General features: G+C 62.8%; 21 protein-coding genes. 8 read left to right on the top strand and 13 right to left on the bottom strand.

The window, feature by feature from the left end; translation table 11 throughout:
* Positions 1 to 70: 70 nt before the first annotated feature.
* A complete protein-coding gene (locus AC5RTS_RS05220; protein ID WP_493991020.1) occupies positions 71 to 2,005 on the top strand; it encodes an MFS transporter in 1,935 nt (644 codons plus the stop codon).
* Positions 2,006 to 2,075: 70 nt separating this feature from the next.
* Here the strand turns inward: AC5RTS_RS05220 and AC5RTS_RS05215 are convergent, their stop codons facing one another.
* On the bottom strand, positions 2,076 to 2,633 hold the full coding sequence (locus AC5RTS_RS05215) for a dihydrofolate reductase family protein (RefSeq protein WP_493991019.1): 558 nt from the start codon (positions 2,631 to 2,633) through the stop codon (positions 2,076 to 2,078).
* A 329-nt stretch (positions 2,634 to 2,962) separates the two neighbouring features.
* On the opposite strand from AC5RTS_RS05215, the gene AC5RTS_RS05210 reads away from it, so the two are divergent.
* Positions 2,963 to 3,706, top strand: coding sequence for a hypothetical protein (locus AC5RTS_RS05210; protein WP_493991018.1), 744 nt, complete (start codon positions 2,963 to 2,965; stop codon positions 3,704 to 3,706).
* On the opposite strand, the gene AC5RTS_RS05205 is transcribed toward AC5RTS_RS05210, so the two are convergent.
* The 3 genes from AC5RTS_RS05205 to AC5RTS_RS05195 all read right to left on the bottom strand — a co-directional run bounded on the left by AC5RTS_RS05205 (position 3,668) and on the right by AC5RTS_RS05195 (position 5,193).
* Positions 3,668 to 4,144 (bottom strand): hypothetical protein, encoded by a 477-nt coding sequence (locus AC5RTS_RS05205; RefSeq protein WP_493991017.1) that lies wholly within the window; start codon positions 4,142 to 4,144, stop codon positions 3,668 to 3,670. The genes AC5RTS_RS05210 and AC5RTS_RS05205 overlap by 39 nt on opposite strands.
* A gap of 113 nt (positions 4,145 to 4,257) precedes the next feature.
* Positions 4,258 to 4,560, bottom strand: a complete 303-nt coding sequence (locus tag AC5RTS_RS05200; RefSeq protein WP_493991016.1) for a hypothetical protein — start codon at positions 4,558 to 4,560, stop codon at positions 4,258 to 4,260.
* Positions 4,561 to 4,689: 129 nt separating this feature from the next.
* Positions 4,690 to 5,193, bottom strand: a complete 504-nt coding sequence (locus tag AC5RTS_RS05195; protein WP_493991015.1) for a hypothetical protein — start codon at positions 5,191 to 5,193, stop codon at positions 4,690 to 4,692.
* Positions 5,194 to 6,083: 890 nt separating this feature from the next.
* On the opposite strand from AC5RTS_RS05195, the gene AC5RTS_RS05190 reads away from it, so the two are divergent.
* On the top strand, positions 6,084 to 6,761 hold the full coding sequence (locus tag AC5RTS_RS05190; protein WP_493991014.1) for a hypothetical protein: 678 nt from the start codon (positions 6,084 to 6,086) through the stop codon (positions 6,759 to 6,761).
* Between the two features lie 441 nt (positions 6,762 to 7,202).
* On the opposite strand, the gene AC5RTS_RS05185 is transcribed toward AC5RTS_RS05190, so the two are convergent.
* Positions 7,203 to 7,481, bottom strand: coding sequence for a hypothetical protein (locus tag AC5RTS_RS05185; protein WP_493991013.1), 279 nt, complete (start codon positions 7,479 to 7,481; stop codon positions 7,203 to 7,205).
* Between the two features lie 177 nt (positions 7,482 to 7,658).
* Here AC5RTS_RS05185 and AC5RTS_RS05180 point away from each other — a divergent pair, with 177 nt between their 5' ends.
* On the top strand, positions 7,659 to 7,808 hold the full coding sequence (locus AC5RTS_RS05180; protein ID WP_493991012.1) for a hypothetical protein: 150 nt from the start codon (positions 7,659 to 7,661) through the stop codon (positions 7,806 to 7,808).
* Between the two features lie 157 nt (positions 7,809 to 7,965).
* On the opposite strand, the gene AC5RTS_RS05175 is transcribed toward AC5RTS_RS05180, so the two are convergent.
* The 4 genes from AC5RTS_RS05175 to AC5RTS_RS05160 form a co-directional block, all read right to left on the bottom strand.
* Positions 7,966 to 8,409 (bottom strand): RHS repeat-associated core domain-containing protein, encoded by a 444-nt coding sequence (locus AC5RTS_RS05175; RefSeq protein WP_493991302.1) that lies wholly within the window; start codon positions 8,407 to 8,409, stop codon positions 7,966 to 7,968.
* 7 nt (positions 8,410 to 8,416) lie between these two features.
* Complete coding sequence (locus AC5RTS_RS05170) at positions 8,417 to 8,590, bottom strand: RHS repeat domain-containing protein (protein WP_493991011.1); 174 nt, start codon at positions 8,588 to 8,590, stop codon at positions 8,417 to 8,419.
* 358 nt (positions 8,591 to 8,948) lie between these two features.
* Positions 8,949 to 14,570 (bottom strand): DUF6531 domain-containing protein, encoded by a 5,622-nt coding sequence (locus AC5RTS_RS05165; protein ID WP_493991010.1) that lies wholly within the window; start codon positions 14,568 to 14,570, stop codon positions 8,949 to 8,951.
* Positions 14,571 to 14,806: 236 nt separating this feature from the next.
* Positions 14,807 to 15,088, bottom strand: a complete 282-nt coding sequence (locus AC5RTS_RS05160) for a pyrophosphorylase (protein ID WP_227902099.1) — start codon at positions 15,086 to 15,088, stop codon at positions 14,807 to 14,809.
* 550 nt (positions 15,089 to 15,638) lie between these two features.
* Between AC5RTS_RS05160 and AC5RTS_RS05155 the strand changes: the two genes are divergently transcribed.
* Together AC5RTS_RS05155 and mcrC are read left to right on the top strand one after the other, a co-directional pair.
* Positions 15,639 to 17,882: a DUF8426 domain-containing protein gene (locus AC5RTS_RS05155; RefSeq protein ID WP_493991009.1), complete on the top strand. Its 2,244-nt coding sequence runs from the start codon at positions 15,639 to 15,641 to the stop codon at positions 17,880 to 17,882.
* Positions 17,879 to 18,925, top strand: a complete 1,047-nt coding sequence (mcrC, locus tag AC5RTS_RS05150; RefSeq protein ID WP_493991008.1) for a 5-methylcytosine-specific restriction endonuclease system specificity protein McrC — start codon at positions 17,879 to 17,881, stop codon at positions 18,923 to 18,925. The genes AC5RTS_RS05155 and mcrC overlap by 4 nt, the downstream gene beginning before the upstream one ends.
* Positions 18,926 to 19,148: 223 nt before the next feature.
* Here mcrC and ychF read toward each other — a convergent pair whose 3' ends face one another.
* From ychF to AC5RTS_RS05135, 3 genes are all read right to left on the bottom strand, one after another.
* Entirely contained in the window at positions 19,149 to 20,234 is a 1,086-nt protein-coding gene (gene ychF, locus AC5RTS_RS05145; RefSeq protein ID WP_493991007.1) for a redox-regulated ATPase YchF, read from the bottom strand.
* Between the two features lie 21 nt (positions 20,235 to 20,255).
* Positions 20,256 to 21,341, bottom strand: coding sequence for a 4-hydroxy-3-methylbut-2-enyl diphosphate reductase (locus tag AC5RTS_RS05140; protein ID WP_493991006.1), 1,086 nt, complete (start codon positions 21,339 to 21,341; stop codon positions 20,256 to 20,258).
* 67 nt (positions 21,342 to 21,408) lie between these two features.
* Positions 21,409 to 22,239 carry a hypothetical protein gene (locus AC5RTS_RS05135; RefSeq protein ID WP_493991005.1) on the bottom strand — a complete coding sequence of 277 codons (831 nt, stop codon included), beginning with the start codon at positions 22,237 to 22,239 and terminating at the stop codon, positions 21,409 to 21,411.
* A 163-nt stretch (positions 22,240 to 22,402) separates the two neighbouring features.
* Between AC5RTS_RS05135 and xseA the strand changes: the two genes are divergently transcribed.
* Entirely contained in the window at positions 22,403 to 23,671 is a 1,269-nt protein-coding gene (gene xseA / locus AC5RTS_RS05130) for an exodeoxyribonuclease VII large subunit (protein WP_493991004.1), read from the top strand.
* 78 nt (positions 23,672 to 23,749) lie between these two features.
* On the top strand, positions 23,750 to 23,977 hold the full coding sequence (locus AC5RTS_RS05125) for an exodeoxyribonuclease VII small subunit (protein ID WP_493991003.1): 228 nt from the start codon (positions 23,750 to 23,752) through the stop codon (positions 23,975 to 23,977).
* A gap of 102 nt (positions 23,978 to 24,079) precedes the next feature.
* Here the strand turns inward: AC5RTS_RS05125 and AC5RTS_RS05120 are convergent, their stop codons facing one another.
* Positions 24,080 to 25,297, bottom strand: a complete 1,218-nt coding sequence (locus tag AC5RTS_RS05120) for a pyridoxal phosphate-dependent aminotransferase (protein ID WP_493991002.1) — start codon at positions 25,295 to 25,297, stop codon at positions 24,080 to 24,082.
* Between the last annotated feature and the right edge of the window lie 2 nt (positions 25,298 to 25,299).

Raw genomic sequence — 25,299 nt, 5'->3', positions numbered from 1 at the left:
GGCACTTCAAAAAGTACTTCTGACACGGCACGGTCGATCGCCTCCACACCGCCGACTGTCAGGAGACTCTATGGCGCCCTCTTCAAATTCCCGCTCGGACATCCAGGGACGTGCAGTTGGAATGATCGCGGTCGCAGCGGCCGCTGCGTTCCTCGCCACCTTCAACGAGACCTTCCTCAACGTAGCCTTCACGCCGATCATGCAGGACTTCGGCGTCAACGTCAGTACCGTTCAGTGGCTGACCACCGGTTACCTGCTTGTCGCAGCCGTGTTCGTGCCCGTCGCCAACGTTCTGTACCACCGGTTCCCCACCCGACCGCTGTTTGTCGCCGTCGTAGCCGTCATGGTTATCGGATCGGTGGTGGGAGCCCTTGCCCCCACCTTCGAAGTGCTGCTCATTGCGCGCCTGCTGCAGGCCATCGGAACCGGCCTGCTCACCCCCATCGGCATGAACATCACGCTTGCCGTGTCACCGCGCGAAAAGCTGGGGCTCAACATGGGCATCATGGCCGCGATGACCACCCTCGGCCCGTCGCTGGCCATCGTCCTGTCCGGCGCTATTCTGACCGTCGCCCCCTGGACCACACTGATGTGGGTGTTCGGGGGTCTCACCCTCGCCGTGCTGCTCGCCGGTGCCATCGTCCTGCGGAACGCCACTGATCTGGGCCGCCCGGTCCTGGACATCCTCTCGTTCATTCTTGTTGCCATCGGTCTGGTCGGGATCCTTTACGGCGTGTCCAGCGCCTTCGAGGGATCTGCCCTTTACGCAGGCGTTGCCGGCATCGTTGGATTGCTCGCCATGTGGCTGTTCGTCATCCGCCAGCGCCGCATCGCTAACCCGCTGATCGACATGCGCCCGTTCTCGAATGCACCCTTCGTGCTCGGTGTGCTGATGACGATGCTCGGCCTGGTCTTCGTCTTCGCCATGAACGTGGTCATCCCGCTGTTCCTCCAGGGCGCGCTGGAGATGCCGCCGCTGGGCGCTTCGCTCACCCTCGCCCCCGGCATCCTCCTCACCGTGGGCATGGGGCCCATTGCCGGCCGCATGTTCGACCGGCACGGGGGCCGCTGGTCCATCCCGCTCGGGTTCCTCGTTATGGCACTCTTCGTCACGCTCGTCGGAGTTGCCGCCGGCCACTCCTCGGTCTGGATCTTCGGCATCCTCTACGTTCCGGCAGTGCTCGCTACGGCATTCGTCGTCGGGCCTGCGCAGACCTTCGCGCTATCCAACCTCGACCGTGAGACCAGCCCGCACGGCGTCACGATTGTCTCCACGAGCTTCCAGATCGCCGGCTGCGTGGGCACCTCGCTGGCGACCGGTATCTACGGCGCCGTAATTGCGGCGAAGGCCGGTGCCGGGAACAGCGACACTGATTCGCTGCTCGCCGGCTTCCACGGTGCCGTCGCCTTTGTGGTCGTCACCTCGCTGGTCGGCATTCTGCTTGCGTTCCTGGCCTACCGTTCGGTGCGCTCACGCCGCGCGGAGAAAAGCGTCCGGCACCCGGCGTCCGCCCTGGAGCCGGTCATGAAGTCCGACGTCTACGCCCTGTCCTCGGATCAGTCCGTGCTCGACGCCCTGCAGACCTTCACGGAACGCGGCATTTCGGGCGCACCGGTCCTCCACGCAGACGGCACGCTGGCAGGCTTCCTGTCCGACGGCGACGTCCTGCGCCACCTCTCGGCTACCCACCCGTCCTCGACGTCAATCTATTCCTACGCCATCGGGGCTGGGGACGATCTGGAACAAGCCATGTCCGATCTGGCGAACCTGAACGTTATGCGGCTGGCAACGCACGACGTCGTCACTCTCGACGCCGGTGCCTCGCTCAGTGACGCTGTGGCTGCCTTGTCCGATGCGCGGCTGAAGAAGGTTCCGGTGGTCAACGGGGCTGATTCCCGCCCAATCGGCATCGTGAGCCGGTCAGCGGTCAACCGTCTGGCGGTCGCCACGTACCTGCGCTCGCGCGGTGAGGCCGTGCAGGCGGAGGCCGGTACCCCAGCGTAGCCCTGCGGAGTAGTGAAGGCCAGGCCCGTCCGGCCTGGCCTTCACTATTTACCGGCGGTGTTCCCTGCCATTAGTCAGCCCGCCGGTAGTGCACCGAGAGGGCTCCATTGCTCATCGGTTCAGCAGAGACCAGCTCGAGACTGCGCGCACTGTCGAGGAGGCCCCCGTAGAGGGTGGGACCGTGCCCGGTGATTCTGGGGTGGACCAGGAACTTGTAATCATCAACCAGGCCCAGCCGGTCCAGGCCGGAGGCCAGCATGCCGCTGCCGACAAGCACGCCGTCGGGATTCCGGTCTTTGAGGTCCTGTACTGCCGTTCTCAGATCGCCTTCGATGCGGTGGCTGTTGTTCCAAGGGAAGTCGCTGCGTGACGCGGAGACGACGTACTTGGGTTTGTCTTCCAGCGTGAGCGCCCACTGGCGCAATGCCGGGGGCGCTTCCACCTCACCGCTGGCAACCAGCGGCCAATACTCCTCCATCATTTCGTACGTGGTGCGGCCCCAGAGCATGGCGCCGGCCTCGTCCAGGAGGGCAGTGAAGTGCTCGTGCGTCTCGTCATCGGCGATGCCCGCCCGGTGGTCGATACAACCGTCCAGGGTGACGTTGATACTGAAGGTGAGCCGGCCCATACCTTGATTCTTCGCGGCGCCGGCACTCGTGCGCAAGGGCTGCCGGTTATCCCGACCTGCCCTGCGCCAAAGGCCTGCTTCCTGATTCGGGTCACAATACAGTGACGCCGACGGGCAACTGCGAACTGTTCCGTTTCCCGTACCGACATATACGTATGTGGACGGATCTACCTGAAGGAAAACATCGACAAGCGGAAACCGAACGGGATCCCTTGAACTGAACATTAGCTGCGCTGACGCCGGCGCTGGAAAAGGAATTCTCGTGGAAAACACTCACCACAACGGTGACGCCAGGGCCCAGCTCGAAGGCTTTCTCTCATCTCCAAAACTTGCTGCGGTACATCGACGCACGGTTACAGGAGAAGGGGGCGATCGCGCAACGTTACCAACCGCTGGAGCCGCTCAATCCGAAGTGGAGCATCCTGCCATTAGCAATGTTGAGCGTGGGACTCGTGGTCCTTCTTACGGCAATCGGGACGCCGATCATTCAGGCATGGGCGAAAGCTGATGCGTATGCACAAGGACAAATCTTCTACTCGAATATCCAGCCGCTCAGCGTCGCCATTCTCGCAAGCCCGGTTGCCCTCGCCTTGGCATCGGCCATCTGGCTCGTTCGCAACAGGCTCGTTCTTCCCCGGCTGCACGCCCGGACAGAACAGATCAACCAGCAGCGAGTGACGCACAACCGGGCCGTATCGGCTGACGAGCAGCGAGTGGATGCCCAACTCACCCAGGCCAGCCGTGACTTTGCCTCGGACATCGGCAACCGGTTCCCTCAGGCCTACCTTTATGACGAAGCAGTCGGCTTCTGCCTCCAACTGGTGCGCGATCACCGGGCCAGCACCATTCACGATGCGATCAACCTCTACGAGACCGAACGTTACCGTCAGCGGATGGAAAACCTGCAGGCCTGGCAACTGGCGGAAGCACAGCAGACGCGTAAGCTCATGGCTCTCGGCACCGTGGTCAACGCAGCGATGCAGGGCGCGATGATTGGGACCGTGCGACACGAAGGTGCACAGACTCGTGCGGCCCTACGCAAGCCCGTCAACGTGAACGTCAGGGTGCGCTGAGGTCCGGCCACCACCAGCGGTGCCGTGACCGGCGCTTTTGTGCACGCTCTGCCCTGCGTCGGGGGCGTCGAAATAGTCCTCGCGCGCCGCATCAAAGACCGGCTGGGGCAGGGCCAACGGAGCACGGTCCAGCCGTCGTCCTGCTAGGATTTCGCCGATAGCACCCGGAATCATCCGCATTCCCTGAGCCCCCTTGATGGACCGCCTGATCCGTTCCCCCTCCGCCGTGAGCAGCATCCCCCACGACGAGTCCACTTCAGCCAGACCGGAACCGACCAGGATCGACATTGCCGTCTCCATCCGTTCCCGCGAAGGGACGTCGGCCTGCAACATGTCCCACCCCGGCAGCAGCGTCCGGAGCGTCGAGGGGCGCTTCCCGCGATGCAGCAAAGTCATAAGCGTTGCGGCATCGGAGATATCCAGGTTTCTACGGTCCATGCCGGTCACGCTAGCGCATTTCGAGAAAGCTTGTTGTGAGCACCCCCACTGTTCCGGTACCAGCTCGATACTGGCGCGGGACTGACGTTGCTTTAGGTCAGAAGACGGTACGTTCATTGCCCTTCAACAAACTCACCGAGAAGACGGATTAGACCATGATATTCAGAGGTGAGCTGAGAGTCTGCTGAACCATCCTGTTTTGCAACGTATCGGTCGGGAATGCTACCGCTGCCTTGATACTGAAAAGTCTGCCTAATCCATTCCCGGGTTTCTCGTAGGGACTGATCAGATCTATCGCGATTGAGCTGTTCTGCTTCCTTCTTATAGCCGCGGCCTAGCTCAGGAAGCCCGACCAGGGGAAGCATTTCAGCGAATCTCGACATGCTGTCCACGACTTCGTCAATCGACTGCGCCATGTTTATATTCCAATCTCACTGACCGACGGCTTTACCTTTGTCCTAAGACCCGTTGATTTGCACTTGACCAGTATCGTCTTCCTTCCCGCCGGTCACGGTGCCGGGGCAGGCTGGGATTGCTTCGTGGAGTTACTGCGGGGGCTCAAGCACGAGGCCTTCGTCTCCCGGGAGGACTTTGCCTTGATCCCGCTCGGCACTGTCCTCCTCATTCAACGTAAACGCGTCGCCGGGCGAACAAGGAGCAATAGCGCTAATACTGTACGACTCGTCCGATGCATAGGTATCGAATTCAGCCCGGAGGACGGGACCACCCTCGGCGAAGACGGTCGGGTGTGTTGTCGGATTTACGGTGCGTACGCTCATGCCGAGGGACTCCCAATACTCCGCGACGCGCTTGGCGTCCCCAATATGGTCAGTTCCACGGGGCGCCCAACGGTCATAGCTGTAACTGGCTGTGGCATCCCCCAGTCCAGGGCTGCTTTCGGGGGTGCACTCCAGCGCCCCCGCTGACCCGTTGCGGGGCCACCACCCGGTGACGTCGAGCTGTTCGGCGGTATTGAACACGAGTTCGACCGCGCGGTCCCGGCCTTCCCTGGCACTGATGGTCTCCTCGGGGATGTTTTTCTCCGACATTGTCGTGTTTGTCTCCTTCTCAGCGCACGCGGCTAAGCTCGTTCCCATCATGAGCACGGCGGCAGCGGCCGTAAGAGTCCTCAGATAGTTTCTAAATTCGGGCACCATTCATTCCTTTCATGAACGCGACACCCCCATGGCACGGGCTTCCTGCGCCGATGCCCCGACGAAATGCGCCCGCATAAGGACTACCTCCTGCACCGTGGTGGTGTCTTTTGAACCATCTTCCGGATGTACTGGTGCTGAGCGGGTCACCGGGACCCGGGACACCAGGCGCCGATTACCGGACCTTCTACGCCGGGAGCGCTCCACCCTCAACAAGGAGGGAGTGCGCTATGGTCCACTGGGCCCAGACGAAGACCAAAATCAATGCCGTCCCAAAGATATAAGAGGTTAAACGTGAACCTCTCGCCATGTGGTGAGCATCCGATTTCTTTGTCCCCCTCCACAGACCCAGAGGGCACAAAAACGGGAACTATCGCTATCGGCATAGGTATCCCGTTTCTACCGAACTGCCCGTCGTAGGGCAGCATCGTGCTCATGGGAACGCTCAATAAGACGAACACCGCCAGACACCCACACAGACCAGCGTGGCGGCGCCACACAGAATCCCCATGATTTTGGTCGTCTTCATTCCCAGCAGAAGATCGATCTCGGTCAATTGCCTGCGCCGGCGTTTCTTCCTCACCGGTTGCCCGTCGTCTTCCACGTTGAGTCTCACCTTCTATCCGGGTTACCCAAGGATAGATTGCGCCATAACCAACTGACCCACAACACATCCCACCGTAATTGCTAAACCGAGGACATACAGTCCGAGGCGTTCTACTTTCCCCATATGGTGAGCATCAGATTTCTTGCCGGTGCGCCAGAAAAGGAAAAGGACAACGGGCATGATGAGCATGGCAACCGGCATCGGGATTCCGTTTCTACCGAACTGCCCACCCACTGTAATCCATACGAGTGTTGAAGGGAACACCGAAAAACACAAATATCGCTATCCCGGCACAAGCCGCAAAAGCAAGAACGCACTGGATATCGATAATCCGGGTCGCTCTTTTTCCCAATCGCATGTCCTGCTCAGTGAGCTCACCCAACCAGTGTTTCTTCGCAGGACCTCGTTCACCCTTCACCACCCGAGGATACCTGCTGCATCCGCCACAAGGGGGAAATTTATGCCTTTGAAATCGCCGAAAGTTCAATCCGTCGACCGCAGTCAATATCGTCAGCGTCTTCCGAGCATTGCAGTGCCTGACCACAGGCCGGAAATTCAATTTATTTTCTCGAATGCCCACACCGTCGGCGTCAGACCGATAGGATCCGTGACCCAGCGCAAAGACCGGGTGGCGACCCCTATCTCAAAGGAAAAACTTCCCCCATCATTCAGCTGTGCTGCGACGGCGTCCCGATTCGATTCGTTGATCCCCGAAGACAACACCAGCGGCCCGCAGTCCGTAGTGCTGATACTCACCTGGGACCAGGAGGCGGAACCACGGGCACTAGCAGAAGAGCGTCCCGCCTCCGCGCCTGTCACCGTACACTCAATCGATACGCGGTGGCTCTTGTCATAGCTGACAACCGCCCACGGTCCGACAAGCACGGCTGAGCCCACAACCACGATTACGAGGATAAGAATCCACCCATATATCCGATGCTTTTTGGGAGGGCGGACGTGGGTGACCCCCCTCGCAGTGCCGGTCGTTCCTCTTACCATTCGTCCCAAAGGAGTCCTGTCTTCTTGCCTACGGCTTAGCGGATGCGGCGCGGCATCGGACAGAATCTTGCCCTGCGCATCCAGGACCGAGATCTGGTCGGCGAAACGGCCGTTGATGACTATTGAGTCACTGCTTCGACACCGGACAGATAACCGCCGGCGACCGGACGGAGGTGACCATGCCAACATGTTCGACACAAATCCACCGGGAGAAATGGGCTACGTCCCAACGTGGCTAGACTCTCGTCCTCCTATGTTGAACCACCTTGAAGAACTTTTCCCTATACATGCTATCTGCCTAGAAATTTTCTAACTCATCAATCACAGCCCCTGATGGATAGCCTACCCACTCCGAACGATTCTGGAGAAAGAGTTCCTTGGCCTTATTGAGGCACATATAGGCATCGGTTCGTGAGCGATCTTTATCAGGAACGAGCGCTTTAAGTAATTCGATTGTATCCAGGTGTATCTCCTGGCCTTGATCGTCAATAAGCGCATACTCCCAATTATGAGATAATCCAAAAAGACCAGACCGCCGATACTCAACTGCTTTCAGATATCTTTCCTTACACGCCATATTAACTACCCAAATCCCATGCTGCTTGTGGATCCTGACTATAATTAGGATACCCCGACACCCGAGCCAACTATTCCTGAATTCATCGGCATCGGCTTTGACCATCCTGTGTTCGAGGACGCCCTCGAGAGCAACAACGCGCTTAGCTGGCTGGCACCGCCAGCCGTTCAAACTCGCATGATCAACAACATTCTCAGCGACGAGAACAAGAAGAAGTACATCGGCGAAAATGGAGCAGCGTTGAAAGAGCAGGCCAAGGTGTTCTACTCCGGGATCATCGCAACCGTCGATCCCGAGAACACCATCGACTTTGAGTTCGCAGGGTAGATGCCAGCACCGTGTCCTGGCTGAAACTAGTCGTCGTCCTTCGAGGACAACTCGGCCATCGTTTGCTTCATCGGTTCAAGCTACCAAGGGACAAGCGAGAAGGGGCCGTTGAGACCATGTGTTCTCAACGGCCCCTTCCGACTCCCATAATCAGGAACTAAACATTGAAGCGGAATTCCACCACGTTCCGTAGACGAATAACCTCTGCTCCACACCAATTAAGAACTGTCCCGCGGACGGCCAGCGCTCGGCGCCGCGGTGGGCCAAAGACCTGGCCGCCGGGCGCGAACATCAGCGCGGCTCCGCCGACAATCGCCACCCCGCCGACAATGTATTCCCAGTTGTCCTTAACCCACCCCCCCCCCCGCGCAGCAGCCAGCACACTACGGTTGGAGGCGTCATACGCCTTCAAGTCCTCAACCGTGAGCGGACGCAGACCCGTTGGATCGCTGGCGTTCAGCGGGCTGTTGCCCGCATAGGAGTACGGGTTACCGTCCCAGCCTGCGCCGAGCACCGGGGGCAGCGGGTCCATGGAAAGGAAGCCTCCGGCTCCCGGATCGTACGCCCGGGCACCGAGCCATTCGAGGCCGGCAACATCCAGGCCTCCGTTACGGGTCAGACCGATCCCGGCCGGAGGCGTCGTGGGTGAACTGTGCCGCCCCGAGCCGGGGGTTGTGCACGGATTTCACCCGCCCGGCCGCGTCCCGGGCATAGGTGGTCGTGGTGCCGGCGATGTCGGTGAAGGACGTACGGTTACCGTCCCCGTCATACGCCCAGGACATGCCCTCGGCTCCGCGGGTACGGGAGGTCAGCTGGCCCCGCCGGCATGCGGAACAATTTACCGCTGCAATTGGGAATCGTTATAAACCCTCCCGGTGGGATATTCCACCCACTTTGCTGTCTCTCCTTCCTCGTATAAGGAAGTCGCAATCATCTCGCACTCCTGCCAGTCACGGCGCGATCCTCCGGGACGGACGCCCAGCGCGGCAGGAAGATCCCTCAACCGAACACGTTTCGGCTCGCTTTCAGGTGATAAGACAAGATACTCAGGGTCGGCCACAAACCCGAACAGCCTACGTCGCGGTGAAAACACGAGCCGGAAGTATGAGGGATCATTCGGCGGCATAATATGTGCATCTCCTAGCGTTTCAGGTCCCAAGATGCCTGCGGATCCTGACTATAGCCAGGATAACCCGCTACGCGCTCTAGTTCCTTGTCATAAAATGGGCTCGGATCCATAGGCGGTATCCCCTCGACCCGAGGTCCCATCGGCGCTCCAATGTCCACAAGATCCTTGCCCTGCATCATTTGATAATTAATCCACTTCTCATTCGCCCACACGTGCAGGCCGACGTGATGCCGTTCTGACAGGTGCTTTCTGGTGAAGTCATAAATGGGGTCCGGCAAAGACTTGTAATAACCCATACCATTCGCATTTGCGTATGGCTCGACCCGGTACTTCATGCTCCGACCCATAGCCATCGTGCCCGCGTTGGGGCGGGCGGTGACAGCTGCCATTACTTTCTGCCCGATCTTGTGCCCGGCAGCCCCGCCGGCACCCCCGGTCACCGTACCGATAACCGTTCCTTGAGCAGTCGCGCCCAGGGCGCCGGAGACCGTATGGGGTCCAGGACCGGTGTAATAGCCGTAAGCACCTTGAATCCCCCCGCCTATTCCACCCGAGCTGGCCCCGGCGACGACGGTAGCTTTTATCCCGGTGAAGCCAGCGCGGGCTGCGATACCGGCACCCCCAAACCCGCCAAGGGCCCCGCTCAAAGCAACCTGCCCCCAGTTGACCTCACCAGTGGTTGCCTTCTGAATGATCGTATCTGCGCCGGCAGCAACGAGCATCGCTCCTGCCGGTCCGCCAACGCCTGTTGCAATGAGGACACCGCCAGCAATTACCATGGCCCCGCCGGCAATGTATTCCCAGTTGTCCTTGACCCAGTCCCCGGCAGCAGCCAGCACACCGCGGTTGGCTGCGTCGTACGCCTTCAAATCCTCATCGGTCAACGGACGCAGACCCGTCGGATCAGTGGCATTCAACGGGTTGTTGCCCGCATAGGAGTACGGGTTGCCGTCCCACCCGGCACCCAGGACCGGAGACAGCGGGTCGGTGGAAAGGAAACCACGGGCCGCCGGGTCATACGCCCGGGCACCGAGCCATTCCAGGCCGGCAATATCCAGGCCACCGTCACCGGTCAGACCGATACCGGCCGGCAAACCACCGGCCATTCCGGGGATTACGCCCGGGCCGGGCCCGGCGCTTCCGGACATGGCACCCGGTTCCGGGATCACCGAGGCACCCAGCACCGCCCACGGATCGTCTTGGTCCGTGGCCCGGGCAGCACGCCACCCCGCAGCGATCCACGCATCCCCGACCCCGGTCACCCCGCCAGGCAGGTTCAGCACCTGCTCCCCACCGATACCGGCCAGCGTGGGCACTGCACTGGCACTGTCCCACCACACCGGGCAGCCGTCCACCGACGCCAGCTCACCGAGGGCATCTACCCACAAGCGGTGCCGGGCTGTTTCAGCGCCGTCCGGGGTGCGGTCCACGGTCCCCTGCATGTACCCGGTCTCGCCCCAGGCGTATTCGGTCCAGGACCCGTCCGGGCGAATCAGCCGGGACCGGCGTCCCAATCCGTCGTAGACATATTCCGTCCGGGACCCGTCCGGCTCGGTGACGGAGGTCAGTTCACCGGCAACGTCATAGGCATACAGCCGCGAACCCGCCGGGGAGTGTTCGCGGACCAGACGCCCACCGGCGTCGTACTCCCACTCCGAAACCTCAGACCGCACCGTAGCGGCAGCACCGGACTCGCCCAACGGCGTGGTGGCAGCAGCCACGAGCTGCCCCGCCCCGTCGTACCCGTACCGGGTCACGGCACCGGCACGGGTCAGGCCGGTGATCCGGCCATCCTCGTCGCGGCCAATCAGGGTGATGTCCGCGGACCCCGCAGGATCAGAACGGTCCGTGCGGGTGTGCTCGGACAGATACCCGTTCCGGTAGACCCACTCCTGCACCAGATCCTCCGCCGTGACAGCGGTCATCCGGCCGGAGGCGTCATGCGTGAACTGCGCTGACCCCAGCCGGGGGTTTCGCACGGATTTCACCCGCCCGGCTGCGTCCCGGCCGTAGGTGGTGGTGGTACCGGCAGCGTCAGTAAAGGACGTACGGTTCCCGTCTGCGTCATAGGACCATGACATGCCCTCGGCTCCGCGGGTGCGGGAGGTCAGCTGGCCCCGGCGGTTGAATCCGAGTTCATGCTCGACCGTCAGCCCGTCATCCCCGGTGAAGTCGGTGACCACCACCCGCCGGTTCATCCGGTCGCGGTCCACCGACGCCAGCAGCTTCCCATTCCGGGAGGTGCTCGCCTCCCGTCCGGCCGCATCATACGTCCAGGAGGTGGTGTTCCCGTCCGGATCGGTCTGGGACAACTGCCGGCCCGCCGGATCATAGGTGGCCGTGGTGACCCGGCCCAGCGGATCACTAACCGAATCCACCTTGTCCGTCGCGGTGTAGCTGCGGGTGGTGACCCCGCCCAGCGGGTCGGTGATCCGGATCAGACGCCCGCGGACGTCGTACTCGAACCGGGTCCGACCTCCGACGCCGTTGACGGTCTCGGTCAGCTCGCCAGCGAGGTTGTATTTGAAGCGCCGGGTCCCGTACCAGGAGTCCTGGGAGAAACACAGCCGTCCCGCCTTGTCATACCCGTACCCGGCATTACCGCTGCCCGGCGTGACGCGCAGAATGAGCCGGCCGCAGGCATCGTACTCGAACGTCTCCGTCTCCCCGGTGGGAAGAATCCGGGAGGTAACGCGCTGATCGGCGTCATACACCAGCTCAGTTTCGGCCCCCAGCGGGTCGATGGTCTTCCACGGCCGGCCGCAGACGTCGTACTCATACCGGGTCACCGCCCCGGACGGAGAGGTGACAGAGATGATCTTCCCGGCCACGTCCCGTTCCAGGCGCGTGAGTCCGCCCTCGCCGTCGAGCAGTTCCACCGGGTTCCCGGCCGCGTCGTAGGTGATCAGTTCCGCGGACCCGTCAGCGGTTTCGGCCCGCACCGGGCGACCGTATTCGTCGAAGCTGTAGGTCGAGGAGGAGAAGGCATCAGCGACGGTGGCCGTGCCGGCCGCGCGGTCGGTCACGGTATCGGAGCGGACGCCGGTGGGATCGACGACGGCGGTCAGGTTGCCGACCTTATCGTATTCCCGGATCCAGTCGTGCCCGGCCGGGTCGGTGATGCCGGTCAGCCGGGAGAGCGTGTCGTGGGCGAAGCCCCAGCGGGCACCGTCGGGCAGGATCGCCGCGGTGACGTTGCCCAGCTCGTCAAAGACCCGCTCAATGCCGCGGCCCAGAGGGTCGATGGTGCGGACCAGTTCCCCGTTGGCTGCGTATTCCAGTGCGGTCCGGCCCCCGTCCGGTGCAACGGAGGCGGTGAGCCGCCCGGCGGTGTCGTACTCGAAGGACCAGTCGGCGCCATCCGGGTCTTCGCGCCGGACCAGCCGGCCAGCGGCGTTGTAGCTGAAGCGGGTCTGCGCGCCGGACGGGGTGACCGAGGCAAGCGGACGGCCGGCGGCATCGCGCACTATCCGCGCGGTGTCGCCTAGCGCGTTGCGGGTGGACACCAGGTCACCGAAGTCGTCGTAGTCGAACTCGACGGTTACCCCGGCCGGGTCCGTCACCCGGGTCAGGAGCCCGTGATCCCAGGTCAGTTCGGTGCGCCCGCCGAGCGGATCTCCAATCACCGAGGGGTTACGGGACAAATCATCCGCGTATTCGTAGGTCACGACGGACCCGGATTCGGTGACCAGGGTGGTGATGCGGTCCTGCTCGTCCCAGCCGTAGGTCAGGTCCGCACCCTCGGGCGTGACGGTGCGGATCTTCCGGCCCCGGTCATCGTAGGCGTGGACGGTGACGGACCCGTCCCGTTCAGTGAGGGAGACCAGATTGCCGTGCCGGTCATAGGCCACGGACTGACGCTGGTCATGGGAGTCCAGCACCCCGACCAGCCGGCCCTTGGCATCGGCGATCCAGGAGTTGGAGCGGGTCCCGTCCTCATCCGAAACCACTGTGACCCGGCCGGAGAGGTAGGCGAAGCGGGTGCGGCGGCCGTGCTGGGTGACCTGCAGAATCACCCGGCCCTGCTCGTCATAGGTGTTCTCCGCTTCCAGCACACCGGCGGCGGAGTAAACGGCGTCGATCAGCCCCTGCTCGTTCCACCGGTACGTCCGGGTGCCGGTCTCGGTAGTGACCGACACGAGGCGGCCGGCGTCGTTGTACCCGTATTCGGCCCGGCGCCCGTCCGAGGCCCGCACGACGACGGCACGGCCGCCCACGTAGTCGACGTCCAGGAAGCGGCCGCGCACGTGCTCCAGCCGAGTGACCCGACCCGGGTTCCCGGCGTCGTCGTTGGTGTCTGCCCATGCCATCGGCTCCCGGTGCACGGAGACTGTCCGGCCACGACCAGATCCGGCACCCAGCCAGACCCCGGCCAGGCTGTAGGCCCACCAGGTGCCCCGGTTGTCCCGGATCACCAGCAGGTCCGTGCTGCCCTCCGGCAGCGAACCCAGTTCTGCGTAGACAGCTGATCCTGCCGGCTCACGGGTCAGCCAGTAATTCTCCCCCACTGCCCGGCCCCAACCATCGCCTTCGCGGGGAAAGTCCATGGCGCGGCCGTCGGCCAGGATCCATCGGCCGCCTTCATCCGAGAGAACCAGCTCCTGATCCAGCACCGAGGACCAGCCCGGACCAAACACGCCGTGGGCGTCCTGCGGCGCCAGAGAGTTGTACATCCGGGACAGCACCAGGTTGGACGCAGTACCGGCAAAACCGAGGTCCGTTTCCGGTTCGACGAAGTTACCGGTGGCCGTGTTCACCGGGTCATTGGCGTACCCGGTGGTCGGAACCGCACCGTAGGCCGTGGGTGGATCGATCTGCAGCCCGTCTCGGGTGGCATCCACGCCGGCTGCGGCCAGAGCAGCTGCCAGGGCCGCGTCCGAGAGAGTCGAGACGTTCCCTTCCCCTCCGGCCTTCGCGAAGTCGTCAGCGAGGGTCACTGCCCACCGCGCGTCATTTTCGTTGGCGTCCAGATAGGCCCGGTAGGCGGTGATCACCCCGTCCGCTTCGATCCGTCCCCATCCGCACTGCGCGGCAAAATCGTCCAGATGGCCTTGGAGCATTCCGGGTACCGAGGCCAAGGTGTCATCCAGGGATCGGGAGTTCGTCGCGAAGGTCCGCAGGTTTGCCGGCCTTGCCGAGGATATGCCGCCGCCGCCTCCACCGCCGGGTTCGGTAGTCCGGGACCCCATGGAGGCCGTGGTCGAATCAAAGGTGGGCGCCGGGCCCCGCTCAGCATTGGGCCGCTCTTCGCCGCCGTCGAAGATGTCTCCGACGCGTTCGGCAATATTGCGTTCGTTCTGCCGCCGAACCCAAGCGTTGTTCTCCCTGCGGCGGGCGTCCTCTTCGTGTCCGGCCTGGATCATCGTCCGCACATACCCGGCAACGATGTCCAGCGCTTCCGCCAAGGCCCGCCCATCGTTGCCGGCCGTATCGGCGTTAGCCTGGAACACCTCGGAGAAATACCCGGCAAAATCCTCTTTCGCCGCGGACACATATGAGGCGCGAGTGCCGGCCTGGTCCCTGAGCCGTGCGGCTTCGGAGGTAAACGCATCCCGCATGGCCCGGGCTACCCCGTAATCGAACCGTCCCCGGTCATCCTCCGGCAATAACGGCACCTCAGTAAAACGATCCAACCCAAACATGCTCAATGCCCCCCCCACTGGACAAACACGAAAAAAGAAAAAACTATGGCCACGGCCCTTTCGGCCGGGGAAGAAACACGTCCCCGTACGGAGGGAGCCGAACGGCAGGAAATCCCTTCAGGACCGAAGAACTTGCGTACCGGGGCAGAACCGGCAGCGGCAGTCACGTCCGGGGATCCGCTCAGCGGAGCGGATCCCCGGACGTTAAGTGCAGACAGGCGTCGGGCTTAGGCGCCGCCGCCAGCGGAGAAAATATCCTGCGAGATCTTCTGCAGCTGGGTGCGGAGCTCTTCGAGTTCCTGGCGGGCCTTATCCAGGGCCGCCTTGGTTTCCGGCCACGTGGATCCGCGGAACTGCGCAGCCAGCGGGCCGTCCCAGGTGTTCGGATCGGACAGGATCTTGCCCTGCGCATCCAATGCCGAGATCTGGTCGGTGAAACCGCCGTTGATGATGGACTGCACCTGGTTGATGGCAGACTTCGCCTGCTCGGTGGACAACACGCGTGACATAAAAATTCCCCCTATGAGTCACTGCTTCGACACCGGACGGATATCGGCCGGTGACCGGACGGACGGAACCATACCAACATGCTCGCCATAAATCCACCGGGAGAAATGGACAACGTCCCAACGTGGCTAGCGAATCTTATGCGCATTTCGTGGAGTGACGCATATAGGCGCTTCAGCTTCCACCTCGTAGGGAAAGATCATCTGTAAAGCTATCGACCCCGGTTATAAGAAATGCCGCCCTCAGCGTTTCCGATGAGGGCGGCATTTTTATTGATTCAGGCGAAAAACTAAACGTTGAATCGGAACTCAACCGCGTTCCGCAGCCGAGCAACGTCTGGTGGAGCACTCCTGCTGCGCTCGAATCCGGAGCAAGTTGGACCAACCTGCGCGTTCTCTCAAGTGGGATTACTTGGACACCCGTTTCGGGGACCCACTCGCTTCGAAAGGAGACACGGCAGACGAGGTCACCGCCAGCGTCTTGACTGCGGAGAGGCATGCTCTGCCGGAGAGTCCATCCACCGATGATGCGGTGAAGAGGGAGAATACAGACATGCCTAACGAACAGTTCGAGAGCACGCATGACGCCACCACCGCCTTTTCGCGACCGGCCCCCGATATGACCATCGCCCGTGAAGTGGGTGAGGTTATCACCCACATGCTCGGAGATGCTCGGTCCGTGATCGACCCGACAGCGATGATCTGGACGGCTGAGGCAGCGGAGGAGCTTCGGTCTAGAATCGGGGACAACCCAATCGCCGGTGCGGGCCAGGGTCAATGGGACAAACTCGACCAACAACTACAGGGCGCACCACGAGAGGTTGTGCTTCTTGCCGCGGAAATCATCTTCTTACGCGAGCATCCACTACGGTCCGCCCGGCCCAAGACTCGCCGGGCACACGTAGATCGAGCACTTTCCCACCTCGATTCGCCCGTAGAGGTTTCAGCGCCGATGTCGACGTGGCTGGATCGCCCAACAGGGGTCGCGGGGTTCGAACCTGGCTCTTGGTACAACGGGGCAATGTGGCGGCATGTCATTTGGACAGCTTCATTTGTGTGCTACTGGGATGGTTTATCCGAAGGCGAGCGCGAAGCTGCACGAATCGATCCGTGGAAGCTACAACAGGTCATGCTTTCTTCCGGCAACGACCGTCCCGACATTCGTAACGCGCTGCAGTTCCTGGCTCGCCCTGACACCTTCGAACCAATCGCGTCCGCCTCAATGAAGCGGACGGTTCGTGACGGCCTTGCCGATCGGATCGGTGGCGCAAGTGGCAGTGACCCGACGTCGATAGATCGCGATCTTCTTGCCATTCGTGGTGCACTAGCACGTTCAATCGATGGACCATTCCATTTCTGGACGCCGGGAGTGGAAGAACTTTGGAACTCTGCAGCCAGAGAAGCCGATCCTGCTGCCGCTGAGACCGCCGCATTCCCGGAACCCCGTCCACGCCACTATTGGCTCTACTCTCCCGGTGAGCAGGCTTCTGAATGGGAGGAGTTCTCCACCAGTGGCATCATGGCGATCGGTTGGGATCAGCTAGGTGACCTTGCGGATTTCACTAGCCGCGATGCGATTCGTCAGGAACTCGACGTAGACGAGAGCGGCGGTTCGATGAAGAACGCCGTGTTAGCGGTGTGGCAGTTCCAGAACGAGATCGCCGTTGGCGACATCGTCTACGCAAAACGTGGCCGCCGTGAGATCGTCGGTCGCGGCGAGGTCACCTCTGATGCCCGGTTCGAACCGGATCGTGCCTCGTTCCGCCACGTCCGATCGGTGGAGTGGACCCACGCCGGGTCGTGGGAGCACCCCGGAGACGCGGCAGTTAAGACGCTCACCGATATCACAGCCGACCGAGACTACATCGAGAATCTTGACACTCTCGTCACCGGCGACGTGACGCCTGAGGAGCCCATCCCGGCGGCGCCGCTCCCGTCCTACGACAAGGCCTCCTTTCTCAGCGATGTCTATATCTCCGAGACAAGCTACGACCGGCTGAGTTCATTGCTGCTTCGAAAGAAGAACATCATCCTCGCCGGGCCGCCCGGCGTTGGAAAGACCTTCGCTGCCAAACGCCTCGCGTACTCCATCCTGGGCGTGAAGGACCCAAGCCGGGTCCAAACCATCCAATTCCATCAGAGCTATTCCTACGAGGACTTCATGATGGGCTACCGCCCGACCGAGACAGGCGGGTTCACACTTGCCGAGGGAGCGTTCTACCGGTTCTGCGAGGAAGCCCGCGTCGACGATGATGACCGGCCTTACTTCTTCATCATCGACGAGATCAACCGCGGCAACATATCCAAGATCTTCGGTGAGTTGCTCATGCTCATCGAAGCCGACAAACGTGGACAAGGCCTACGCTTGGTCTACAAGAATGAGACCTTCTCCGTCCCGGCGAACGTCCACATCGTCGGGATGATGAACACTGCAGACCGCAGCCTCGCCGTACTCGATTATGCGCTGCGCCGCCGCTTCGGATTCTTCGAAATGACCCCCGGTTTTGACTCGTCCGGATTCGCTCGCTGGCAGCAGGAGGCCGGCAGCCCCACCCTCGACCGCCTCATAACCGCCGTCGTCGACCTGAACAGGACCATCGCCAACGACCCAGCGCTCGGTCAGGGATTCATGATTGGGCACAGCTATCTCACCCGTCCTTCTGGCAACGACGCCGACGACGGGTGGCTGCATTCCGTCGTTGAAGACGAACTCATTCCACTGCTCGACGAGTACTGGTTTGATGAGCCCATCAGAGCCGAGGAGTGGGCAGGCAGGCTCCGGAAGGCCGTCGCGTGATCGACCGCTCAATCAGCATTCGCAACGTGTACCTGATGATGGCCTACGCGTTCAAGGCGATCCGCAGCGACAATAACGCCAGGATTGCGGGCGAGCGATTCGACCATCTTCACGACTTGTTTGCGGAGATCCTTGTGCTTGGCGTCGGAGCACAGATCAAGCGCGGCATTCACCGGGACTACCTTCATCGCAGCGACGAGATCGCCACCGTACGCGGCCGGATCGATGTCACTCGCACTATTGGCACCCGGTCGACAACCCGTGGGCGGCTAGTGTGTGAGTTCGACGAATACGAACCAGACACACCCCACAACCGGGCCCTGAAGTCGGTCATTGTGCTCCTTGTCCGCCACGGCGATGTTAAGGTGGCACGCAAAGATGCGCTGCGGCGGCTTCTTCCCTACTTGGACGCAGTGACGCTTGTCGCACCGAAGTCGATCCGTTGGGACACGCTCACCTACCACCGCGCCAATGCCACCTACCGCTTGCTGCTCGGTGTCTGTGAACTTATCGTCCGGGGGCTCCTCCCCTCGCACGATGCAGGAACCAACAAGCTCACCTCGTGGGTCTCCGACGATGCGATGAGCAGCTTGTACGAGCGGTTCCTGCGCGAGTACTACACCGTCCACCACCCGGAACTCGCCCCCAGGGCGTCCGCCGTTGCGTGGGACTACGACGACGCAAGCGCACTAGGAGCCAAGCAACTCCCGGCCATGCGCACCGATGTCACACTTCGGAGTAAGCAACACACTCTCATTATTGATGCGAAGTACTACAGCCAATCGATGCAGGTCAGCAGGTGGGGCAAATCGACCGTTCACTCAGCCAACCTGTACCAAATGTTGTCATATGTAAAAAACCAAGACACCCGGCGGGACGGCTCCGTCAGCGGACTGCTCCTCTACGCGCGTACCGATGCCGCAGAGCAGCCCGACTTGGACGTCGTAGTCCAAGGCAATCGGCTAGGAGCGCGAACCCTCGACCTCAACCAACCTTGGGAATATGTAAGCGCTCAGCTCGAAGGCTTAGTCGGCTGGGTTTGAGACCCAGGTGCTCATATAGATTAAAGACGCTGTAGCGGCGGCAAGCCCAGTGATCTGATCGACAATCAGCCCCAAGTTACACCGGTCAATCCACGGCTTTGGCTCTAGGTACGACCTTTCTCTTAGGGAGAACGGCCGACGCAAGATGGTTTTTCTCTTCCTACAGAAATGCCGCCCTCACGCATTGCGGAGGGCGGCATTCTCATTGCTTCAGGCGAAGAATCTAGACATTAAATCTAAATTCAACCACATCGCCGTCGGCCATAACGTATTCCTTGCCCTCGATGCGGACCTTGCCGCGGGACTTGGCCTCGGCCATGGAACCGGCCTCCACCAGATCATCGAAGGACACCACTTCGGCCTTGATGAAGCCGCGCTGGAAGTCGGTGTGGATGACGCCGGCAGCCTGCGGTGCGGTATCGCCCTTGCGGATGGTCCACGCACGGGTTTCCTTGGGACCGGCCGTCAGGTAGGTCTGCAGGCCCAGGGTGTGGAAGCCGACGCGGGCCAGCTTGTCCAGGCCCGACTCTTCCTGACCGCTCATCTCCAGCATTTCGCGAGCTTCTTCCTCGTCCAGCTCCACCAGGTCGGCTTCGAGCTTGGCGTCAAGGAAGATGGCGTCTGCAGGGGCCACGAGTTCACGCAGTTCGGCCTGGCGCTCCGGGTTGCCCAGCACGGCGTCGTCCACGTTGAACACGTAGATGAACGGCTTGGCGGTGAGCAGGCTCAGCTCGCGGAGGTGCTCCATCTCCAGCTTGTCCTTCTCCGCCGAGGAGAAGATGGTGTCGCCGCGTTCCAGCACGGCCTGCGCGGCCTGCATGGCGGCCAGCTGCGCGGGCTCGCGCTTCTTGATCTTGACTTCCTTTTCCACCCGCGGGATCGCCTTTTCCAGCGTCTGCAGGTCGGCCAGGATCAGCTCGGTGTTGATCGTCTCCATGTCAGAGCGCGGATCCACCTTGCCGTCCACGTGGATGACATCGGGGTCATCAAACACGCGGATAACCTGTGCAATGGCCTCAGCCTCGCGGATGTTGGCCAGGAACTGGTTGCCCAGCCCTTCACCTTCGGAGGCACCCTTCACAATGCCGGCAATGTCCACAAAGGACACGGTTGCCGGGAGGATGCGGGCCGACCCGAAGATCTCGGCCAGCTTCGCCAGCCGCGGATCCGGAAGCGAGACGACGCCGACATTCGGTTCGATGGTGGCGAACGGATAGTTCGCCGCCAGCACGTTGTTGCGGGTCAGCGCATTGAACAGGGTTGATTTGCCGACGTTGGGCAGGCCGACGATGCCAATAGTAAGAGCCACGTTAGTAAATGATACCGGGCGCTAGGACTCGTCGGCACGGCGGCGGCCGCCAAGCCCCCGGGAGGAATCCCCCATGGCCTTCAGAGTGGCCCGGATTTCCTTGGGCAGCGAGAAGATGATGTCCTCCTCGGCCGTGACAACCTCTTCGACGTCGCCGTAGCCGTACTCGGCAAGCAGGTTCAGCACGTCCTGGACCAGGTTCTCCGGCACGGAGGCACCGGAGGTGACACCCACGGTGGCCACGCCCTCGAACCAGCTTTCATCCACTTCATTGGCAAAGTCCACGCGGTAGGACGCCTTGGCGCCGTATTCGAGCGCCACTTCCACGAGCCGGACGGAGTTGGAGGAGTTCGCCGAGCCCACCACCAGCACCAGGTCCGCTTCCGGGGCGATCTTCTTGATGGCCGCCTGCCGGTTGGAGGTGGCGTAGCAAATGTCGTCGCTGGGCGGGTCCTGCAGGGTGGGGAAACGCTCCCGGAGCAGGTTCACGGTGTGCATGGCTTCGTCCACGCTGAGGGTGGTCTGGGAGAGCCAGATGACCTTCTCCGGATCCCGGACGGTGACCTTGTCCACGTCTTCGGGTCCGTTGACAATCTGCATGTGCTCCGGCGCTTCGCCGTAGGTGCCCTCGACCTCTTCGTGCCCTTCGTGACCGATGAGCAGGATGTCGAAATCATCGCGGGCAAAGCGCACTGCTTCGCGGTGCACCTTGGTGACCAGCGGGCACGTGGCGTCAATGGTCTGCAGGTTCCGGTCCTTGGCGGACTGGACGACGGCGGGTGAGACTCCGTGAGCGGAGAAGATCAGCCGGGCGCCTTCGGGCACCTCGTCGGTTTCATCCACGAAGATCGCGCCCTGTTCCTCCAGGGTGCGGACCACGTGCAGGTTATGGACAATCTGCTTGCGCACGTAGATGGGCGGGCCGTAGGCCTCCAGCGCCTTCTCGACGGCGATCACTGCACGGTCCACTCCGGCGCAGTAGCCGCGCGGTGCCGCGAGCAGGACGCGCCGGGGCCCGTACACGGGAGCAGCGGAAGCCACTTCCTCGGGGGTGCGGCGCCGCCGGGGCACGGTGGGCATAGGCACGGAGACAACTGTGCTGGTCATGCACCCATGCTATCGGGTATACAGGGCCCCGCCGGGCGACGACGGGGTGGGTACGCTCACAGCGGAGCTACCTCCGGGACCCGCCCAGTGCCCGGACCAGCAGCCCCACCACGAACACCGCCGCACCGGCCAGCATCAGCGCCACCGTCCACGCTGACAGGCTTGCTGCCGCCTCTCCGGCAAAGGCATTCGCGAACGCCGATCCCACCGGGCTGCTGAACTGCTGGGAGGAAACCAGCTCCGGGACCATCCGTGCCCCAAACCACAGCACCGCACCTGCGAGCGCCGCACCGAGTCCCATCAGGGCCAGTGTGGTGGAGCGCCGCCGTGCCGTCAGCAGGGCGAGGACCGCTGCAGCAGCGGCGGCCAGGGCCAGTACCGGCCAAGCCTCCCCGGCGCGTTCCGCGTTGCGCAGCAGCTCCGGATGTCCCGCTCCGCCGATCTGCACCGGCACTTGCTCCGGGGCGGGAACATCCACGTTCAATTCGCTTCCCACCGTTTCCGTGACCAGCCCGACAAGGGGCGCAACGTCCAGGGTCAGGTTCCCGGAGGGCTCTCCGCCGTTTTCGGACGAGAACGTGAGCGCGTGCGAGCGGCGCAGCGACTCGTTCCAGGCTTCCGGGTAGTCAGGCAGGGCCTGGACGTTTTCCACCGCGGAGGTAATCAGCGGCGTCACCAGCTCGGCCAGCGGTTCCGGCACGTCGGCGGAGGCGGCAGCCTCCGTAGCCAGGGAAGAGGCAAGTTCGCGCTGGAACGTCTCGTCCTCGGCCAGCGGCGCACCCAGGGCGGCGAACCCGCTTTCCGTCACGACGTTGGTGTTGAGCCAGGCTCCGCAGAAGGCGGCGGACGTGAGCAGCACGGCCAGCAGGCCCAGGATCGCCGAGGCGAGGGTGCGCATAGGGGGTTCCTTGTCTGTTGCGGGCCGGCTGCGTGCCGGCTGTTTCGGCCCGCTTCAACACCGGTTGGAGCAAGGACAGGGGGACGTACCTGATACACATTAAGCTGTACCGGTTTCCACTCCGGTCCCAGTGCCACATCCAATCCACCGCGGGAGCCTCCAGATGCAAGACGACAGCGGGCCGTTGAGTCCCGAGAATACCCCGGAGAAGACCACACTGCCCGCAACGGCCGCGCAGACCTCACCGGAGAACCCGTGGCCGCTGGCACTGCTCTCCAAGAACCTGAAGAGCTACATTGACCGCGCGCCGGCCACTTGGGTGGAAGGGCAGGTCATCGAGCTGAACCGGCGTGCCAACGCCTCCTACATCACGCTGCGCGACGTCGATGCCGAAGTCTCGCTGTCGCTGACGGCATGGAGCGCGGTGATGAACAGGCTGGAGCTTCCGCTGGAGCGCGGTGCCCGGGTGGTGGCCCTGGTGAAACCGGACTTCTGGGTGAAAACCGGGCGGCTGTCCATGCAGACCCGGGACATCCGGCCCGTGGGGCTGGGGGACCTGCTGGCCCGGATCGAGCGGCTGCGGCAGGCACTGGCAGCCGAAGGCCTGTTCCGGGAAGACCGTAAGCTTCCCCTGCCGCTGCTGCCCGGACGGATCGGTCTGATCACCGGCCGCAATTCCGACGCCATGAAGGACGTGATGCGCAACGCCGCGCTGCGCTGGCCCGCCGTCGCCTTCGAGGTGCGCGAGGTGGCCGTCCAGGGCGTCAACGCCGTCGCCGAGGTGAGCCGGGCGCTGGCGGAGCTTGATGCCATGCCCGAGGTGGACGTCATCGTGATCGCCCGCGGCGGCGGATCGCTGGAGGATCTGTTGCCGTTCAGCCACGAGGACCTGGTCCGCGCGGTGTCCGCCGCGCTCACCCCGGTGGTCAGTGCCATCGGCCACGAGGCGGACCGTCCGCTGCTCGACGACGTTGCCGACCTGCGCGCCTCGACCCCCACGGATGCCGCGAAACGGATAGTCCCTGACGTGGGCGAGGAGCTGGCCCGGGTCCGGCAGTCGCGGGCCCAGCTGCGCCGCGTGATCCAGACGCTGCTTACCCGTGAGACGGACCGGCTGAACCACGTCCGGTCCCGGCCGGTATTGGCCGCACCGCTGTCCATGGTCGAGCACCGGGAGGAGGAGATCTCCCGGCTGCGCGGCAGGGCCCTCTCCGCCGTGACCGCCGAAGTCCGGCGGGACACGGACCGGATCGGGCATCTGCGGGCCCAGGTTCGTGCGCTTTCGCCGCAGAACACCCTGGACCGCGGTTATGCAGTGGTCCAGCTGAAGGACGGTTCAGTAGTACGCGACGCAGGCACGGTGCCCGCCGAAGCCCCGCTGAGGATCCGCGTGGCAGTCGGTGAACTCACCGCCACCGAAGGCACCCGCTGACCGGCCTCCCCCGCACTCCCCCGCCCGAACACCTTTCACACCACGACACAGCACACCAGCAAGCATTGAGGACAAAACATGAGTGAAACACCGGCAGTACCGGCAGACATCGAGGCCATGAGCTACGAGCAGGCACGCGACGAACTGATGGCAGTAGTGGGACGGCTCGAAACCGGCGGCGCCAGCCTGGAGGAATCCCTGGCCCTGTGGGAGCGCGGCGAGCACCTGGCCACCCGCTGCGAGTCCTGGCTTCAGGGCGCGCGGGAGCGCCTGGACGCCGCCCGGGAACGGGCTGCCGGCGAATAGGACCGGCGAAGCAGACCCACTGACTGGGCCACACGGGAGGCGGAGCACCGGCAGGACAGGCCCCGGAACGGGCCGTCCCACCGGGCCCGGCAGCTCCTGAAGCTACTTCCGGTAACCGGCCAGGAACTCGCCCAGGCGCTGCATGGCGTCCTCGATGTCCTCCACGCTGGGCAGGAACACCATGCGGAAATGGTCCGGCCGTACCCAGTTGAAGGCCGTGCCCACCGAAATCAGGATCTTCTGCTGCTTAAGCAGGTCCAGGGCAAACTGCTCGTCATCCTTGATGGGGTAAACGTCCGGATCCAGGCGCGGGAAGAGATACAGGGCCCCCTGGGCCAGTTCGCAGCTGACGCCGGGAATGTCGTTGAGCATCTGGTAGGCCTTGTCCCGCTGGGCGCGCAGCCGGCCGCCGGGCAGGATCAGGTCGTTGATGCTCTGGTAGCCGCCGAGGGCGGTTTGGATGGCATGCTGGGCCGGAACATTGGCGCACAGCCGCATGTTCGCCAGCAGGTTGATGCCCTCGATGTAGTCCGCGGCATCCTGTTTCGGCCCGGAGATGGCCATCCAGCCGCTGCGGTACCCGGCAATCCGGTAGGCCTTGGACAGGCCGCTGAAGGTCAGGCAGAGGACGTCGTCCCCCGTGAGGGAGGCAGAGTTGATGTGCACGGCGTCGTCGTAGACGATCTTTTCGTAGATTTCGTCAGAGAAGATGATCAGGCCGTGCTTGCGTGCCAGGTCCACGATCGACTTCACCACGTGCTCGGGGTAGACCGCGCCCGTGGGGTTGTTCGGGTTGATCAGGACAATGCCCTTGGTCCGGTCGGTGATCTTCGCCGCGATGTCATCCACATCGGGCCACCAGTGCTCGTTTTCATCGCACATGTAGTGCACTGCGGTGCCGCCGGCCAGGGAGACGGAGGCCGTCCACAGCGGGTAGTCGGGGGCGGGGACGAGGATCTCGTCGCCGTTGTTCAGCAGCGCCTGCAGGGACAGGGTGATGAGTTCGCTGACCCCGTTGCCCAGGTACACGTCGTCAACGTCGATGTTGTTGATGCCCCGGCCCTGGTAGTACTGCACGACGGCGGTGCGGGCGGAGAAGATGCCGCGGGAATCGCTGTACCCCTGGGCTTTGGGCAGGTGGCGCATCATGTCCACCAGGATCGCCTCGGGTGCCTCGAAACCGAACGGGGCGGGGTTGCCGATGTTCAGTTTCAGGATGCGGTGGCCGGCCGCCTCCATGCGCTGCGCGTGTTCCAGCAGCGGTCCGCGGATGTCATAGAGGACGTTATGGAGTTTGTGCGACTGCTTGAATTCTGCCATTT

The organism is Arthrobacter sp. MDT1-49-2 (assembly GCF_059090185.1).
This window is presented reverse-complemented; position numbering and strand designations above follow the sequence as displayed.

Excerpts from the sequence above, each read along its gene's own strand:
- AC5RTS_RS05200 (WP_493991016.1), bottom strand. The coding sequence starts at position 4,560 with ATGGCGCAGTCGATTGACGAAGTCGTGGACAGCATGTCGAGATTCGCT.
- AC5RTS_RS05120 (WP_493991002.1), bottom strand. The coding sequence starts at position 25,297 with ATGGCAGAATTCAAGCAGTCGCACAAACTCCATAACGTCCTCTATGAC.
- AC5RTS_RS05140 (WP_493991006.1), bottom strand. The coding sequence starts at position 21,341 with ATGACCAGCACAGTTGTCTCCGTGCCTATGCCCACCGTGCCCCGGCGG.
- AC5RTS_RS05155 (WP_493991009.1), top strand. The coding sequence starts at position 15,639 with ATGCCTAACGAACAGTTCGAGAGCACGCATGACGCCACCACCGCCTTT.
- AC5RTS_RS05180 (WP_493991012.1), top strand. The coding sequence starts at position 7,659 with ATGATCAACAACATTCTCAGCGACGAGAACAAGAAGAAGTACATCGGC.
- AC5RTS_RS05185 (WP_493991013.1), bottom strand. The coding sequence starts at position 7,481 with ATGGCGTGTAAGGAAAGATATCTGAAAGCAGTTGAGTATCGGCGGTCT.
- AC5RTS_RS05195 (WP_493991015.1), bottom strand. The coding sequence starts at position 5,193 with ATGTCGGAGAAAAACATCCCCGAGGAGACCATCAGTGCCAGGGAAGGC.
- AC5RTS_RS05160 (WP_227902099.1), bottom strand. The coding sequence starts at position 15,088 with ATGTCACGCGTGTTGTCCACCGAGCAGGCGAAGTCTGCCATCAACCAG.
- xseA (WP_493991004.1), top strand. The coding sequence starts at position 22,403 with ATGCAAGACGACAGCGGGCCGTTGAGTCCCGAGAATACCCCGGAGAAG.
- AC5RTS_RS05205 (WP_493991017.1), bottom strand. The coding sequence starts at position 4,144 with ATGGACCGTAGAAACCTGGATATCTCCGATGCCGCAACGCTTATGACT.
- AC5RTS_RS05135 (WP_493991005.1), bottom strand. The coding sequence starts at position 22,239 with ATGCGCACCCTCGCCTCGGCGATCCTGGGCCTGCTGGCCGTGCTGCTC.
- AC5RTS_RS05220 (WP_493991020.1), top strand. The coding sequence starts at position 71 with ATGGCGCCCTCTTCAAATTCCCGCTCGGACATCCAGGGACGTGCAGTT.
- AC5RTS_RS05190 (WP_493991014.1), top strand. The coding sequence starts at position 6,084 with ATGATGAGCATGGCAACCGGCATCGGGATTCCGTTTCTACCGAACTGC.
- AC5RTS_RS05125 (WP_493991003.1), top strand. The coding sequence starts at position 23,750 with ATGAGTGAAACACCGGCAGTACCGGCAGACATCGAGGCCATGAGCTAC.
- AC5RTS_RS05215 (WP_493991019.1), bottom strand. The coding sequence starts at position 2,633 with ATGGGCCGGCTCACCTTCAGTATCAACGTCACCCTGGACGGTTGTATC.
- AC5RTS_RS05170 (WP_493991011.1), bottom strand. The coding sequence starts at position 8,590 with ATGTCCTGGGCGTATGACGGGGACGGTAACCGTACGTCCTTCACCGAC.